This is a genomic window from Streptomyces sp. NBC_00996 (assembly GCF_045162675.1).
GTDB lineage: Bacteria > Actinomycetota > Actinomycetes > Streptomycetales > Streptomycetaceae > Streptomyces.
This window is the reverse complement of record NZ_CP108723.1, coordinates 6,992,305-7,008,050: the sequence shown is the minus strand read 5'-3', so window position 1 is coordinate 7,008,050 and position 15,746 is coordinate 6,992,305. Positions and strand designations below refer to the sequence as shown.

The 15,746-nt window shown below is 69.5% G+C and carries 10 protein-coding genes; 2 read left to right on the top strand and 8 right to left on the bottom strand.

What is annotated here, in order from left to right; all coding sequences use genetic code 11:
- Entirely contained in the window at window positions 1-738 is a 738-nt protein-coding gene (locus OG390_RS32940) for a Mut7-C RNAse domain-containing protein (RefSeq protein WP_406173003.1), read from the top strand.
- Here the strand turns inward: OG390_RS32940 and OG390_RS32935 are convergent.
- The 6 genes from OG390_RS32935 to OG390_RS32910 form a co-directional block, all read right to left on the bottom strand.
- Window positions 735-3,158 (bottom strand): galactose oxidase-like domain-containing protein, encoded by a 2,424-nt coding sequence (locus tag OG390_RS32935; RefSeq protein ID WP_406173002.1) that lies wholly within the window; start codon window positions 3,156-3,158, stop codon window positions 735-737. The two genes, OG390_RS32940 and OG390_RS32935, sit on opposite strands and share 4 nt — an antisense overlap.
- The gene (locus tag OG390_RS32930; RefSeq protein ID WP_406173001.1) at window positions 3,155-4,357 is read right to left on the bottom strand and encodes a glycosyltransferase; all 1,203 of its coding nucleotides are present in this window, start codon (window positions 4,355-4,357) and stop codon (window positions 3,155-3,157) included. The genes OG390_RS32935 and OG390_RS32930 overlap by 4 nt, the downstream gene beginning before the upstream one ends.
- Window positions 4,354-5,994 (bottom strand): ArnT family glycosyltransferase, encoded by a 1,641-nt coding sequence (locus tag OG390_RS32925; protein WP_406173000.1) that lies wholly within the window; start codon window positions 5,992-5,994, stop codon window positions 4,354-4,356. Before OG390_RS32925 ends, OG390_RS32930 begins: the two co-directional genes overlap by 4 nt.
- On the bottom strand, window positions 5,991-7,253 hold the full coding sequence (locus OG390_RS32920; RefSeq protein WP_406172999.1) for a glycosyltransferase: 1,263 nt from the start codon (window positions 7,251-7,253) through the stop codon (window positions 5,991-5,993). The genes OG390_RS32925 and OG390_RS32920 overlap by 4 nt, the downstream gene beginning before the upstream one ends.
- Before the next feature lie 193 nt (window positions 7,254-7,446).
- Entirely contained in the window at window positions 7,447-9,474 is a 2,028-nt protein-coding gene (locus tag OG390_RS32915; RefSeq protein WP_406172998.1) for a thioredoxin domain-containing protein, read from the bottom strand.
- Between the two features lie 52 nt (window positions 9,475-9,526).
- Complete coding sequence (locus OG390_RS32910) at window positions 9,527-10,852, bottom strand: recombinase family protein (RefSeq protein ID WP_406172997.1); 1,326 nt, start codon at window positions 10,850-10,852, stop codon at window positions 9,527-9,529.
- Window positions 10,853-11,011: 159 nt separating this feature from the next.
- Between OG390_RS32910 and OG390_RS32905 the strand changes: the two genes are divergently transcribed.
- On the top strand, window positions 11,012-14,212 hold the full coding sequence (locus OG390_RS32905) for a tetratricopeptide repeat protein (RefSeq protein ID WP_406172996.1): 3,201 nt from the start codon (window positions 11,012-11,014) through the stop codon (window positions 14,210-14,212).
- A gap of 377 nt (window positions 14,213-14,589) precedes the next feature.
- Here OG390_RS32905 and OG390_RS32900 read toward each other — a convergent pair whose 3' ends face one another.
- Window positions 14,590-14,841: a hypothetical protein gene (locus tag OG390_RS32900; protein ID WP_406172995.1), complete on the bottom strand. Its 252-nt coding sequence runs from the start codon at window positions 14,839-14,841 to the stop codon at window positions 14,590-14,592.
- Window positions 14,834-15,694 (bottom strand): mycothiol conjugate amidase Mca, encoded by an 861-nt coding sequence (gene mca / locus OG390_RS32895; protein WP_406177992.1) that lies wholly within the window; start codon window positions 15,692-15,694, stop codon window positions 14,834-14,836. Before mca ends, OG390_RS32900 begins: the two co-directional genes overlap by 8 nt.
- Window positions 15,695-15,746: the final 52 nt, after the last annotated feature.

Genomic DNA, 15,746 nt, shown 5'->3' with positions numbered 1-15,746 from the left:
GTGAACGGTCCGGAGATCCATGTCGAATTCGCCCCCGAACTGGGGCTGTTCGTCCCGCACGGGCGACGCGTCGGTGCCACGCAGGTCGGCACCGACGGCTCCTCCACGCTCGGCCATGTCATCGAGTCGCTGGGCGTCCCGCTGACGGAGGTCGGCGCCCTGGTCGTGGACGGCCGTGCGGTGCCGTTCGCGCACATCCCGGCGGCCGGGGAGACCGTGGAGGTCCGTGCGGTCGAGCGCCCCCAGCAGGTCCCGGGGGCCCCGCTCCGCTTCCTCCTCGACGTCCACCTCGGCACGCTCGCCCGCCGCCTGCGCCTGCTCGGCGTCGACACGGCGTACGAGTCCACGGACATCGGCGACCCGACCCTCGCCGCCCGTTCGGCGGCCGAGCGACGCGTGATGCTCAGTCGCGACCGCGGACTGCTGCGCCGCCGCGAGCTGTGGGCGGGCGCCTTCGTCTACAGCACCCGGCCCGATGACCAACTCCATGACGTACTGGCCCGGTTCGCGCCCGAGCTGAAGCCCTGGACGCGCTGCACGGCGTGCAACGGCCTGCTCAAGGAGGCCACCAAGGAGCAGGTCGCCGACCAGCTGGAAGGCGGCACGCGGCGGTCGTACGACGTCTTCGCGCGGTGCGAGGAGTGCGGGCGCGCCTACTGGAAGGGCGCGCACCACGACCGGCTGGAGACCATCGTGGAGCGCGCCCTCGCGGAGTTCGGAGCCGACGAGAAGAGCTAACGGCGCTTCTTCAGATCAGCCTTTCCGCAGGCCAGTCCGTCCTTGTTCGGGTCGAGCCCCAGCGGATCGTCCTTGCCGTTGACCTTCAGCCGCCCGTAGTCGTTCTTCTTCAGCCAGGAGCAGCGGGAGGCCGTCGTCTTCTTCACGCCGTCCGGGAAGACCGTAGGTACGCAGACGTTGATCGTGCCGTAGTGGCGGTCGCAGCCGGAGATCGTGGTGCTCACCTTCTGCGAGCTCCGCTTCTTGCCCGCCTTCGTGACCGTCCCCTCGAGGGAGTCGGCGAAGGAGTGGACGTGTGCCGAGGCGGTGTCCGTGGCCAGCGCGGACGGGCCCTGGAGGTGCACCCACTTGGCGACCGACGGCACGCCGTTGGCGTCGACCGCGAAGAGCATGTACCAGCCGGGCGGCGCCAGGTTGGGGTTGCTCGTCACGTTCAGGTCGACGTTGTTGCCGTCCACACTCAGCGGCAGGTCCACGAACCGCTGATTCGGGTCCGAGGAGTGCGTCACCGCGGCGGGGCGGATCAGCTCGGCCTTGACGATGGGCCGGTCGACGGTGATGCGCTGGGTGTCGCCGTACACCCACTCGTTGTCGATCACCGAAGTGATCGTCGGGCGGGTGCCCTTGAGCAGGTAGGGCGGGGTGTAGATGGACACGTTGTGGTTCCAGGTGCCGTTGCCCGGGTTGTCTCCGGTGGCCATCACCCGGCCGTCGGGCAGCAGGAACGCGGAGGAGTGGTAGCCGCGGGCCTGCGGGTCGGCGGCCACCGGGTCGAAGGTGGTGGTCGCCGGGTCGAAGATCGACGCCTCGTAGACGGGGTTGGCGCGGTTGTGCAGGCCGCCGCCCGTCTCCAGGACCTTGCCGTCGGGCAGGAGTACGGCGGAGACGTACATCTTGCCCTGATTGCCGGTCTCGCCCACCTTGCCGTTGCCCAGGTCCACCGTGCCTTGCGGGATCTGCGGGCCGACGGTGTACGTCGGATTGGTGGCCTTCAGGTCGATGATGTCGGTGAGCCGGTTGGCGTCCGGGTTGGAGTCGATGTTGCCGCCGCCGATCGTCAGGACCTTCTGGTCCTGGGCCGGGGGCAGCAGCACGCTCGCGGACTGGTCGCGTTCGTCCTTGTTCTGGAGCCCGGGGACCGCGGTCGTCGTGTTGGCGTCGTAGTCGTAGATCGCCGAACCCGTGCCCGGGGTGCCGTTGCCGAAGACATGGCTGCCCGAGTAGAAGAGCCGCCCGTCCTGCATCAGGATCATCGACGGGTACAGGCCCCAGAACGACCAGGTCTGGTTGACCTGCCACAACGGCAGCCACTTCTGCTCCGCGGCCGACCAGCGCTCGGCGGTCACCGAACCGGACGAGTCCTCGCGCAGACCGCCGAACGAGATGATGTCACCGTTGCCCAGTTCGGTGGCCGACGGATACCAGTGGCCGTCGTTGAGGTCGTTGGTCTTGTTGTACGTCTCGGTGACCGGGTCGAAGATGTACGAGTCCTTGTACCCCTCGTAGCCGTGCCCGCCCGCGACCGGGAACGCATTGTTGCCGCTCATCACCAGCACGCGCCCGTCGGCGAGCTGGACGTGCCCTGCGCAGAACATGTCCTTGGGCGTGGGGATCGTCTTGTACGTGCCGTTCGCCGGGTCGTAGACCGCGCTGGTGAACGTGCCCGCGTTGAACTGCTCCTCGCTGTTGCCGGAGCCCGCGATCAGCAGCACCTTGCCGTTGTTGAGGACGACGGAGTGCATGGAGCGGACCGGGTTCTGCGTGGGCAGCACCGTCCACTTGCCGTCGGCGCACTCCTCGGCGGTGCCGGTGCAGGTGGCCGACGGGATCGGGTCGGAGACCTGTTCCATCGTGTAATCGTCGGTGGTGGCGGAGCCGGTGCCGTAGACCGAGACGCCCCAGGTGATGCGGTCCGTGCCGGCCGGCACGGCAGGGGTCCGGACGGTCGCCTGGGTATAACTGCCCGCCATGTCCAGCGTCTTGAGGTCGGTCCAGTACTGCCAGCCGGCTGTCGTGTCGTGCCGGAAGAGCGTGATGGCGGCGTCGGGAGTCGTCGTCTTGTACCAGAGTCCGAGGTCGTACTGCTTGCCCGCGGTGACCACCGGCGCGCAGGTGGTGTCCTCGGTGATCAGCGCCTTGCGGTCGCCGTCGGCCCGGCGGGTCAGCGTGACCTTCATGGCCTTGGAACCGGAGTGGGAGTCGGCCACGGTGGAGAAGGTGAAGTCGTTGTCGCCCCAGCCGGACTTCTCCCAGCAGTACGGCATGCCGTCGGTGCCGTCCGTCTCGAAGCCCGGGTTCTTGACCAGGTTGGCGGCGGACGCCGGCTGCGGCGAGATCAGCAGCATCCCGGCGGCGAGGCCCGCCACGGCCAGGAGCGACGTTCTCCGCCGTGGTCGTGCCACGTGGTGCATACGTTTCATGCGGCTCTCCTTGCTGTGCGGCTCCCGCCCGCGGACTTGCTGTTGCGGCGCGGCAGATAGACCAGCGCTTCGGTCCCTGCGAAGCGCAGGACGAAGGTCGTCACCAGGGCCAGTGCGGTGGCGGAGAGTGCGCCCATCCCGAAGCGGTCGACGAAGAGCGCGATCAACGGGATGCGCAGCACCAGATCGGCGTTGGCGAGCAGCGCGAACCGGCCGACACGGTCCCACCAGTGCCGGTGCTTTCGGCGCTCACGGAAGAGAAGGTGCTCGATGAGCAGGAAGTTCCAGGCGACCCCGAGCTGGTTGGCGAGGATCTCGGCCGGTACGTAGTGCAGTCCGGCGGCGGTCAGCGCGTACAGGCCGAGCAGGTTCGGTACGAAGCCGGTGGCGCCGATCAGCCCGAAGACCACCAGGCGGGCGACCGGCGAGGCGGTGCGCAGCCCGACGAGGTGGCGCAGGAAACGGAAGCCCTCCTGCGCGGTCGACTTGGACTCGCCGGCGAACCGGTCCTGGAAGACGAAGGGCACCTCGGTCACCCCGCGGGGGCGGCTGCGCACGGCGAGTTCGAGGAGGATCTTGTAGCCGAGCGGCTGGAGGACCTCCGCGGTGACCGCGCTGCGGCGGATCGCGAAGAACCCGCTCATCGGGTCGCTGATGCCGCGCAGCCTGCGCGGGAAGAGCGTCTTGGTCAGCCAGGTCGCGCCGCGCGAGACGGCGATGCGGTAGCCGCCCGCGAGTCCGGCACGGCTGCCGCCCTTGATGTAGCGGCTGGCGACGACGAGTCCGGCGTTCGCCCGCTCACCGGTGGCGACCAGCTCCGGGACCAGCGACGGGGGATGCTGGCAGTCGCCGTCCATGACGACGATCCAGTCGGACCCTGCCGCCTTCATCCCCTCGACGACCGCGCCGCCGAGTCCGCCGACCGGCTCCTCCCGGTGCAGGACGGTGACCGGGAAGGGGCAGTCCTTCGCCGTTTCGTGGATGACCGCGGGTGTGTCGTCCGTGGAGTCGTCGACGAAGACGACCTCGCAGGGCAGTCGCGTGGGCACCGACTCGGTGATCTGCTGCAGCAGCTCCCGTACGTTCGCGGACTCGTTGAACGTCGGTACGACGATGGTGACGGCGCCCGGCTCGGGCACCTCGGCACCGCTTACGGCCGGGTCGCCCAGCTCCTCGGGAACAGTGGACTCGTAACTCATCGGGAGCCTCCCACGGTCTCGATGCGGCGGATCTCGATGCGGTCCTCGCCCTTGCCGAAGGTGGCCACCGGCGTCGAATGGTCGATCGCCGCCTTGACGTTGGGCAGGTCGACCGCGTCGCGGCGTACCGTCGGGGAGGCCACGACGTAGTCGAGGTCCCGCCAGCCGCGCGGCATCGTCTTGGTCACGGCGGGGTCGAGGTCGGCCTTGTAGAACCAGATGACGCCGAGCCCGGGCCGGTAGCCGTCGTGGACGAGGTCGAGCCAGAGGGCGTCGTCGACGAGGACACGGGTGTCCTTCGGGTCCTTCACCTCGGTCTTCAGCCATGAGGAGGCAGCCCGGTAGGGGGCGTTGGCGTCAGCGGTCACGGCGGTGTGGTCACCCTCGTACCAGCGCGGCACGACATAGGCGCCGGCTGCCACCACGAGCACGGCCGCGAGGCCCCGGCGCCCCCAGGTGACGTACGTCTTCTCCTCGTCGCTGTGCCACCTGCGCAGCACGGCGTGGGCGACGCTCGCGGTGCCCCCGGCGAGGACGAGCGCGAGGAAGGGCAGGGCCTGGATGACGTACATCGCGGGCAGGTAGCCGCTCGGACGCAGCGCCACCAGGGCGAGGATCGCCACGGTGAGCGCGGGTCCGGCCAGGGCGCGCGCGGTCACCGACCAGCGCCAGGTGATCAGGAGCAGCAGGGCGCCCGCGAGGCCGCCGAGCGGCAGCACGCGGTCGTAGTACAGCCAGGACTGCAGGACGCCGTGGGAGCCGGTGCCCCGGTCGAGGATGAAGCCGGAGCCGGGGCGGCTCATCTGGTACGTGATGCCGTCCCAGAGCGAGACGTGTCCCGAGCCGGGGAACAACTCGCCCTTGAGCAGGGCGAAGAGCGGGTAGGCCAGGCCGATCAGGGCGCAGGCGGTGACGGCGCCGGTCAGGGCGAACTTGCGGGTGTCGCGGTGGCTGTGCCGCCACATGGTGACCATCAGCGCGGGCAGGATGACGAGCATCGTCTCCTTGGTGAGCACGGCGGCCGCGGCCGCGATGCCCGCCCCGAAGTGATGCCAGAGATGGCGACTGGGGGACGCGGCCAGACAGAAGGCCAGCAGCGTCCACATCACCGCGATGTTGTCGAGGAAGATCTCGCGCTGGAGCACGACCGACAGCGGCGAGAGTCCGAAGAGCACCATGGTGAGGCCGGCGGCCCACCGCGGCAGCGAGAGGCGGCGGGCGAGGATGTACACCAGGACCGCACTGATGGCGCTGACCAGCAGCATCGCGAGGCGCATCGAGCCGACGGTCATCAGGGACGGGCTGAGGTGCGCGGGGATCCAGGTCAGCACGGCTATCTGGATCCAGCCGAGCGGCGGGTGGTCGTACCAGTACGTGTAGTGGGCCAGGCCCTTGCCCTGCTGGACGGCCCAGGCCTGGGCGAGGTAGGTGCCCTCGTCGTCGCTGAGCGTCGGATAGGCGGCGATGTTCCAGCCCTGGACGACGAGGATCGCCGCGAGGAGCACCGCACACAGGATCAGATCGGAGCGCGAGCTGCGAAAACGCAGGACCGGATGGGCGTCGGGGACGATTTTGGGCGCACGAGGCCGCTGCGCGGGGACCGTGGGTGTGGTCGCCGCGGGAAGGGTGGAGGTCACGCAGGAACGTCCTCTCGGATCACTTCGGTGAGATGCGCGCCGACGTGGCTGGTCAACTCCCAGTCGTTGCGCCCCCGTTGCTCGCGCCACACGGCACGCACGGCGGCGCCCGCCAGCAGCACCTGGTAGAAGGGACCGCCGACAACGAGCTTCAGGTAGTGGATGAAGCGGACTCGAAGCCCGTACTGCCTGCCGAAGTCATGGAGTCCGACGAGCTCGAAGACGAAGGTGACCAGAGCGGTCACGGCCGGCAGGAACGTGATGAAGGCGATGCCGACCGGCACGTCGAGGAAGAGCGCGATGGCCACGTTGAGGGGGATGACCACACCGGAGACGGCCTGCAGGTACGGCGTCATGAGTGTGTAGCGGGCGAGCAACCGCTGTCCGAAGTTCGGGAGTTGCTGCCAGTCCTTCTTCCGGTAGACCTGCAGGAAGCCCTGGTTCCACCGGGTGCGCTGCTTCATCAGCGACATCAGGCTGCCCGGGGTCTCCTCCCGGGTCACCATGTCGGAGTCGTACGCGACGACGACCTTCTTGCCGACACTGGAGAGCCGCACACCCAGGTCGCAGTCCTCGGCGAGGCAGTCGGGGTCCCATCCGTCGGCTTCCCGCAGGACCTTGGTCCGTACGAAGACGGTGTTGCCGCCGAGCGGGATGAAGCCCTTCTGCGCGTGCAGATGGAGCCGGGAGCGGAACCAGAAGAAGTACTCCAGGCAGTTGCGCAGGCTGTACCAGCTGGAGTGGAAGTTGATGAGCTGGACGCCGCCCTGGACGACGTCCGCGTCCGTCGTACGGAAGGCGTGGTCGACGTGGGCGAGCAGTTCCGGATGGACCTGGTCCTCGGCGTCGAAGACTCCGACGACGTCCCCGCGGCAGTGCGGCAGCGCCGTGTTCATGGCCTTCGGCTTGTTCTTCTTCTCGTGGGTGTCGACGACGACACGGACGCGCGGGTCGCGCTCCTCGGCGGCCCGGGCGACCGCGGTCGTCTCCGGGTCGTCGTGGCCGACGATCACGATGATCTCGAAGTCGGTGTGGCTGGACTCCAGCAGCCGCTGGATCGTGTGGTCGAGCACGGCCTGCTCGTGCCGCGCGGGCAGCAGCAGCGAGAAGGACAGGCTCTCACCGCCGTCCGGACTGCTGAACCGGGTGGAGGCCAGCACTTCGGGCGTACGCCACGCGTGCATCTGCCACCACAAGGTGAAGGCTGCCATCCAGAAGAGCGCCAGAGAAACGGCGGCGATGAAGACAGACGTGAGCAACAGATCCCCCCAGATCCCCAAAAGCCCCCACGCGCGACAATGAGTCACATCCGTCGCGTCATGGCGCAAAGGCTATGGTTGATCTGTGAAGGGCACAGGATGTTCTGGTGAAGAGCGTGTTTCATCACACTCGGTCGACTAACTGAACAATCTGAACACTGGTGGCGTTTGGGCCGGTTGGGGATCAGCCGTTTCAGCCGCTCAGCGCCGTGTGGAGCCGGTCGGGATCGGTCGTCGGAGCGTCGCAAGTGAAGTTACGGCAGACATACGCGGCCGGCCTTCCGTCCACCAGAGGTCGACCGGAAAGCAGCGGCAGCTCCTCACTCTCCGGCACTCCCACCGCGACAACGGCGCCCGGGGCGGTGCCCAGAAGCGCCGTACGGTGCAGGGCTCCGGTGGCCGGATCGTCGGCGGGCCCCACGATCGCGACCTCGCGCGGCCCGTCGAGAAGCGCCTCGGCGACCGCCAGACCCCAGCCGATGAAACGGGGCGCGCGTGGACCGAGCGCCTTCACGACACCCAACGCCCGCTCGGCGGCGGTGCGATGGGGTTCGGCACCGGTCTGGGCGGCATAGCTCAGCAGCGCCCCGGCCGCCGCGCTCCAGCCGGAGGGCGTGGCGTTGTCGGTGGGATCCTGCGGTCGGCGGATCAACTGCTCGGCGTCGGCCGCCGTGTCGTAGAGCGCGCCCGACTCGGAGTCGATGAACTGCACGATCACGTGGTCGAGCAGGAACCCGGCGAATTCCAGCCAGACGCCTTCCCCGGTGACGGACGCGAGCGCGAGGAAGCCCTCGGCGACATCCGCGTAGTCCTCCAGCACTCCCGCGTTCGCGCCGACTTGACCGTCCTTGCTGGTACGGGCGAGGCGCGCGCGATCGTCCATGTGCAGCCGCACGAGGAGGTCGGCGGCGCCGATCGCGGCATCCACGAGGTCGGGGCGCCCGAAGTAGGCGCCGGTCTCCGCGAGGGCGGCGACGGCGAGCCCGTTCCAGGCGGCGACCACCTTGTCGTCGCGGCCGGGGGCGGGTCGCCCGGCGCGCGCGGCGAGCAACCGCTCGTGGACCGAGGCGATCCGCGCGGCGTCGAACACGCCCTCGCGCTGCGGGAGTTGGAGAACGGACGCACCCTCCTCGAAGGTGCCCTCCTCGGTCACCCCGAAGTAGTGGGCGGCGAGCTCGGCGTCGTCACCGAGGACTTCACGGAGCTGCTCGGGCGTCCATACGTAGTACGCGCCCTCGACATGCCTGCCGGTCCCGTCGTCGCTGTCGGCGTCGAGGGCGGAGGCGAACCCGCCCTCGTTGGTGCGCAGTTCACGCACCATGAAGTCGGCGGTCTCGAGGGCGACGCGGCGGGCGAGTTCGGAGCCGGTGGTACGCCAGAGATGTGCGTAGACACGGCACAGCAGGGCGTTGTCGTACAGCATCTTCTCGAAGTGGGGCACGATCCAGTCACGGTCTACGGAGTAGCGGGCGAAACCGCCGCCGAGCTGGTCGTAGATGCCGCCGCGGGCCATGCGCTCGCAGGTGTCCTGCGCCATCTGCAGGGCACCGTCGGAGCCGGTCCGCGCATGGTGCCGCAGCAGGAACTCGATCACCATGGACGGCGGGAACTTGGGCGCCCCGCCGAATCCGCCGCGCGCGGCGTCGTACTCCCGGGTGAGCCCGAGGAGCGCACCGGCCAGTTCCTCCTCGCCGGGCACCCGGTCGTCGCCGAAGCTCATCTCCCGTCCGGCGAGATCCCGCACGATCTTGCCCGCGACCTCGGAGACCTCGTCCCGCCGGTGGGCCCAGGCGTTGTGCACACCCTCCAGGACCTGCTGGAAGGCGGGCATGCCGTGACGGGGCGCGGGCGGGAAGTAGGTACCGAAGTAGAAGGGCTCGGCGTCCGGAGTGAGGAACACGGTCATGGGCCAGCCGCCCTGCCCGGTCGCCGCCTGTACGGCCTCCATGTACACGGCGTCGACGTCCGGTCGCTCCTCGCGGTCGACTTTGACATTGACGAAATGCTCGTTCATGTAGGCAGCCACTGCTTCGTCCTCGAAGCTTTCCGTTGCGAGAACGTGGCACCAGTGACAGCTCGAATATCCGACGCTCAGCAGCACGGGAACGTCTCGGCGCCGCGCCTCCTCGAACGCCTCTTCCGACCAGGGCCACCAGTCGACGGGGTTGTCGGCGTGCTGGAGCAGGTACGGGGACGTCTCATGGGCCAGTCGGTTCGGCATGTCCCCATCCTGCCCGACCGCCTCCGGACAGTCGCGCGGGACGGGCACCCACTCAGGCAGTCGCTCCCGACGGTGCCACCCGATCCGCCCAACGCCATACGGGCTGCACCCGCGAGTAGTCCCAGGAGTGATCTCCCTTCACACCTGGTCGGACGTTGCAGCACGTGATGACGGAGGCGGTGATCTTTCGCTTCTCCTCGAGTCCCATCTCACCGGACCGCCAACGTCGTCGCACGGGCTCCGGCAGCCTCACGCATTCGTGAGTCTCGGTGAAGAGCAGTTGTTCCAGGGCATCGTCTGCCAGCGGCCCACTGATGCTGCATCGCCCACAGGAACGACAGGAGTAGACGTACGGGCTTCTCTTGCTTCTGCCTGCCTGGGCGCACAAAGCGCCATGACACGGCGTGCCGTCGCGGCGCTCCGCCCCACAGCGAAGAAAGCCACTGGCCAGGTGGCTGGGCGCCGCCCTCTTCCGCCCTGTGAGTCCCGGAGCACCGCTGCCTCTGTGCAAATAGAGACTGCCGGGCGAAAAAGTCGCGCACACCGCTTGCCACCGGTCCGGCGTCACGATGGGCTCCCACCGGCCCAGCACAGGCTCCCCCGTCTCCGGAACCAGCAGCAGCTGGCCCTTATTGGCCCGATAACCGCACACCCTTGGTGCGGTCATAATCTGCGTGACGGTCTGGGCATTCGGCCTGCCACCACGAGTACCGCTGACCCCGAGGTCACACCAGTCACGTGCGATGGCCCGGACCGCTGTCCCTCCGATGCGGGCGGCGATCGCCTGCTCGACGAGCCTCGCCTCATCCGGACGCAGCGCAATCCTGTCCTCCTGCCGGCCGAAGGGACGCGGCCCGCTGTGCGGTACGCCCTCGACAGCGCGGGCCCAGTGCCAATCCGACAGCCGCCGACTCCTGACCCGCGTTTCCATGACCGCGGCTTCCAGCGATCGCACGGCTTGCAGCAGGCCCTCTTGCGAGTACGGATCTCGGACACTCTGCGAGTCAACGTAAATGCGTCCTGGTCGGCTGGTCAGCGCGGCGAAGAACCGGGCGAGATCTTCCGCACGGCGGTACAGCCGATCGTCCGCGACGCAGACGATCCCTTCGATCGGCTGCCCGCCGTCGGTATGCCCTCGCACGAGGTCCGCGACCAAGCGATCGAAGCCAGGTCTCACCACTCCGTCCTTGGACGCGCTGCGGCCGTTGTCGCTGTAGGTCGCGACCACCGCGCAGCTGTGTTCATGTGCGGTCCGCTCATTGATCCGCAGCTGATGGCGGACTCCGTGCCCATCCCGCTGACGGACGTCCTCCGACGTACGCGCATACGACGCGACCGGAATCAAACCGGTCGGTTGGTGCACAGCAATGTGGTTCACGACGCCCCCCGTTCGACAGTTCGCCCGACAGTCATAAGAACGAGCGATTGATCTCGAAGTCACAGGATCTGGATCCGGTGATCGTCGGCCCCCTCGCGTTCCCGTCCCGCACGAAGGACACTCATGGGCAAAGGAGTTGCTGCCGGAGGGGGACGTGACATGCGGGACAGCCATCGGGCGGAAGCCGAGCGGCTGTTGGCCCGGGCCGTCGAGGAAGAGGTCCGGCGGTCGGGTGGGCGCGTTGACGGGGGTGTGGTGCTGTCCCGGGCGCGGGCCGCGCTCGACGCGATGGGGCAGACGGCTGCCGAGGAATACGAGGCGTATACGCGAGCCCTCGACGACACGGAGGCGGGACGGCTGACCTTCGGGCAGCGCTATGCCCAGGAGGGCACCGGAACACCCTTACTCGTGGCGGCCGTTGCGGCGATCGCGGCCGTCGTGGTGGACCTGGCGCTGGGCACGGGCGCGGGGACGGCGATCGGCGCGGGTGCCACGGTGGGGGTGGTGGGCGCGGCGGCCACCGTGCTCAAGGTGACAGCCTCGCATCTGCCGGCCGCGAGCCGCCGGGCCGGTGCCATCGGGCAGCCCGGCGGCCCCGAACAGCTGCGCCTGCAGTGGCTCACGGCCCTGGAAGTACGGGGCATCCGACCGTTCCTCGACCAACAGCGGGTACTCAGCGCCTCCACGGGCGCGAAGCAGGGTGCGCCCCAGCTGCGGCGCACCGACAAGAGCGCGGCGGCGCGACGGCGCAGTGTGCTGGAGCAGTCGTTCGGTCAACTGCCGGAGCCGGACGGGCCGTTCGCGGGACGCCGTGCCGAGCTGTCACGGGTCGCGCAGTGGGTGCACGCGGCGCGCGCGAGCACCCAGACGAAACCGACGGTCGTCGTACTGCACGGCGCGCCCGGCTCCGGCCGCAGCAGCCTCGCGATCCGGGCGGCGCACGACCTCAGGGACCAGTTCCGCGGTGCCTGCGTGGTGGACCTGCGCGGCGACAGCCCGGACGACCCCCCGCTGACCACACGCGACGCGCTGCTCCACCTTCTGAACCGGCTCGGCGCACCCCGCGAGCAGCTCCTCTTCCGCGAGCGTTCCTCACCCGACCAGCAGGTCAGGCGGCTGAGCGAGCTGTACCACCAGCACCTGACGGGCCTGCCGGTGACGATCGTCCTGGACGACGCGAGCGACGCCGAGCAGGTCCGCACCCTGATCCCCGAGCGCTCGGAGAGCCTGGTCCTGGTCACCGCCCGCAAACCGCTCGACCTGCCCGCCGACCTCCCCGCCTGGGTGCACCAACTCCCCATCGAGGCGCTGGACGCGGCAGGCGCCGAGGAGCTGTTGAACGCGGCGGCACAGGACAAGTCCGGGCCGTACGACGCCGAATCCGCCGACCACGTGCGGGAGTTGTGCGGCGGCCTGCCCCTGGCCCTGCGCATCGCGGGCTCCTCCTTCGGCCCCCGCACCCCGCGCCAACTGGCCTCCGACCTCGCGGCGTACGGCCCCGTGGAACCGGTCGAGCGGGTGCTGTGGCTGCGCTACACCGACCAGTCGGACATGGCGCGCCGGCTCCTGCGCCGCCTGGCCCTGGCCGGCCGCGCCTCGCTGGGCGCGGCCGCGGCCGCGTCCCTGCTGGCCACCGACGAGCCGGAAGCCACCCGCCACCTGACCGCGCTCTCCCAGGCGGGCCTGATCGACCACGTCCGCGGCAGCCGCTACCGCCTGCACGACCTCGTGCGGGCCTTCGCGGGGGCCCGCCTCCTGGACGAGGAGGAACCCTCCGAGCGCACGGCCGCGCAGGAACGCCTGATCGTGAACTACGCGGAGCTCGCCGACTCGGTGATCCGCCTGGTCGACGGCAAGACGTCCACGCGCGCCGATCAGTTCGGGCCGCACGGCTTCACCTCCCTCGACGCTGCCCTGCGCTGGCTGGACGACGAGTCGAGCTTCATCACGGCGGCACTGCGGCACGCGGAAGGAGTGAACCAAGCCGCTGTACTGAACCTCCTGGGCGCCCTGTGCGACTACTGCCTGCTGCGCGGCGACCTCTACCGCCTGGGCGAGATCAGCGAGTTGACCCAGGCGGTCGACCAGGGCCTGCTCGTGCGCTCGGTCCAGTGGCGCACCGGCATCGCGGCCCGCCAGCTGGGCGAACTCGACAAGGCCCGCACGACCCTGGCCTCGGTCGTGGACCTCTACTTCGAGGCCCACCACGACGCGGGCGCCGCCAGGGCGCTCTGCTCCCTCGGCATCACCCTGCACCACCAGGGAAGCCTCAGCGAGGCGGCGGCCAAGCTCCAGGAGGCCATGGACCTCCAGGCCTCCCCCGACCTCGCGGCCGACCGCGCCTGGACGATGCACGCGCTCGCGGCGGTGGAGCGCGACAGGTCCCGGCTCGCCCGGGCCCTGGACCTGCTGACCCAGGCCCTGGTCCTGCACCGCGAGGGCGAGTCCGTGCACGGCGAGGCGTGGGCCCACTTCCAGCTCGGCCAGCTCGGTCTGCGGATGGGCGACGTACCGCGCGCGGAGCGTGAACTGCGCGAGGCCCTCGACCTGTACGGCCGCACCCGCGACGCCCGCGGCGAGGCCTGGGCCCTCACCCAGCTGGCCCGCGCCCGCCTCGTCGACGGCGACCCGTCCTCCGCGGTCGCCGGCCTGCGCCAGGCGGCCTCCCGCCACCGTGAGAACGAGGACGCGCGCGGCGAGGCGTGGACGATCTACTACCTGGGCCAGGCCCTGGAGGAGACCGGCAATCTGGACCAGGCGGTCCGCGAACTGGAGCGCTCCCGCACGATGTTCTCGCGCATGCGCGATGTGTACGGCCTCGCCTGCGCCCGCCACCACTCGGCCCGCGTCACCCGGGACCAACGCGCTGCCCAGACCGGCTCCTTGCGCAACTCCGGCTTCGCCCGCCAGCTCCTGGTCGACGCACGCGCCGACTTCCAACGCATCGGCGTCGCCCACGGCGAGGCCTGGACCTGCCTGGAACTCGCGGTGGTCGACGCCGGCAACGCCCGTACGCAACAGGCCCTGGCCCTGTGCGAGGAGGCGATCGGCCTCTTCACGTCGTACGGCGACCGCCGGGGCGAGGACTGGGCCAAGTTCCTGAAGTGCACCCTGCTCCCCTACGGCGCCCCCGGCGGCTACGAGGTAGGCGCCGCGGTGGCCCAGGAGGAACTGACCCAGCTCTCCCGCACCGGGCACCCTTCCCGGGACGGAAAACTGGACGACTACATCGAGGCGTACCAGCTGCTGCTGGAGCGGGGCGTGGACCTGGACGCCGGGTGGCAGGCCTGGCGCCTGGGGATGGTGCCGGGGCGGCATGCTCGGGATGTGATGGGGGTGGCGGTGGCATCGGCTCGGTAGGGCGTCGGATTGCTCGGGGACGCGGGGGATCCGCTCGGGGACGAGGGGGATCCGGTGGCGTTGGTCGCGCCACCGGCCTCTGACATCTGCCTGCCGAGAAGCGGGCGGGCATCGGGTACGCGGGGATCGGCACCGCGCCCGCGCACGTCTCGGCCATCACGATGCGGTGCGTCGAGCAGCTGTATCCGTAGGACGTCCTCGACCACCGCTTCGTCAGTCTCGACGCGAGCGAGGTCCACGTCCGCGGGAACGGGCCGACCGGCGCGCACTCCGACCATCTGCGGCCGGAGTCCGCGCACCTGTTGCTGTGTCCCTGGCGGATCACTCCCGCGCAGGCCCGTCACCCGGAGGTGAGCCGGTCGGCCGGAAGTGCCGGCTCAGCCCTTCGCGGGCGAGGCCTTGCCGCCGGTGGAATTCTTGCCGGAGGCCGCCGCGTCCTTCTGCGAGTCCTCCTCGAAGGTGACCTTGCCCATGTGCCGGTTCATGGACTTCATCAGGCCCCACACCGCCAGGGCCATCACCGCGAAAACGATGAAGCCGAGGACGCCGGGGGTGACCTTGTTCTGGTCGACCTCCTTGGCGAGGGGGACGAGGTTCGTCAGTGCCAGGCTTGCGCTCATGTCAGGCATTGTCGCGGATGCCCGCAAAGAGGTCGTGCTCGGGGAGGGAGGTATCCACGAAGGACTTCGCGAGCTCGTACTCCTCGGTCGGCCAGACCTCCTTCTGGATCTCCATGGGGACCTTGAACCAGCCGCCGTCGGGGTCGATCTGCGTGGCGTGCGCGATCAGCGCCTTGTCCCGGATCTCGAAGAAGTCGGCGCACGGAACGTGCGTGGTCAGCGTGCGCTCGGTGCGCTCGAACTCCGACCAGCGCTTCAGCCACTCCCCGTACGGCGACTCCAGGCCGCGGTCGAGCAGGGCGTTGTGCAGAGCTTCGGTCCGCGGGCGGTTGAAGCCCTGGTTGTAGTAGAGCTTCTGCGGCTGGAAGGCCGGGCCGAACTCGGACTCCGGGTACTTCTCGGTGTCCGTCGCGCCCTCGAACGCCACCATCGAGATCTTGTGGGTCATGATGTGGTCGGGGTGCGGGTAACCACCGTTCTCGTCGTACGTGGTGATCACCTGCGGGCGGAAGGAGCGGATCTGCCTGACCAGTTCGCCGGCCGCCTTGTCGATGTCCTCCAGGGCGAAACAGCCCTCGGGGAGCGGGGGCAGCGGGTCGCCCTCGGGCAGGCCCGAGTCGACGAAGCCGAGCCACTCCTGCTTGATCCCGAGGATCTCGCGGGCCTCGTCCATCTCCTTCTTGCGTACCTCGTGGATGTGCTCCTCGATGTACTTGTCGCCCTGAAGCTTCGGATTGAGGATGGAGCCGCGCTCCCCGCCCGTGCAGGTCACGACCAGCACGTCCACCCCCTCGGACACGTACATCGCCATGGTGGCCGCGCCCTTGCTCGACTCGTCGTCGGGGTGGGCGTGGACGGCCATCAGTCGCAGCTGGTCAGTCAAGACTCAATCCTCGGTCAGTCGGCTGTCGCCT

Bases quoted from the DNA above. Each gene is read 5' to 3' on its own strand.
- OG390_RS32935 (WP_406173002.1), bottom strand. From the start codon at position 3,158: ATGAAACGTATGCACCACGTGGCACGACCACGGCGGAGAACGTCGCTC.
- OG390_RS32930 (WP_406173001.1), bottom strand. From the start codon at position 4,357: ATGAGTTACGAGTCCACTGTTCCCGAGGAGCTGGGCGACCCGGCCGTA.
- OG390_RS32915 (WP_406172998.1), bottom strand. From the start codon at position 9,474: ATGCCGAACCGACTGGCCCATGAGACGTCCCCGTACCTGCTCCAGCAC.
- OG390_RS32905 (WP_406172996.1), top strand. From the start codon at position 11,012: ATGCGGGACAGCCATCGGGCGGAAGCCGAGCGGCTGTTGGCCCGGGCC.
- OG390_RS32900 (WP_406172995.1), bottom strand. From the start codon at position 14,841: ATGCCTGACATGAGCGCAAGCCTGGCACTGACGAACCTCGTCCCCCTC.
- mca (WP_406177992.1), bottom strand. From the start codon at position 15,694: ATGGCCGTCCACGCCCACCCCGACGACGAGTCGAGCAAGGGCGCGGCC.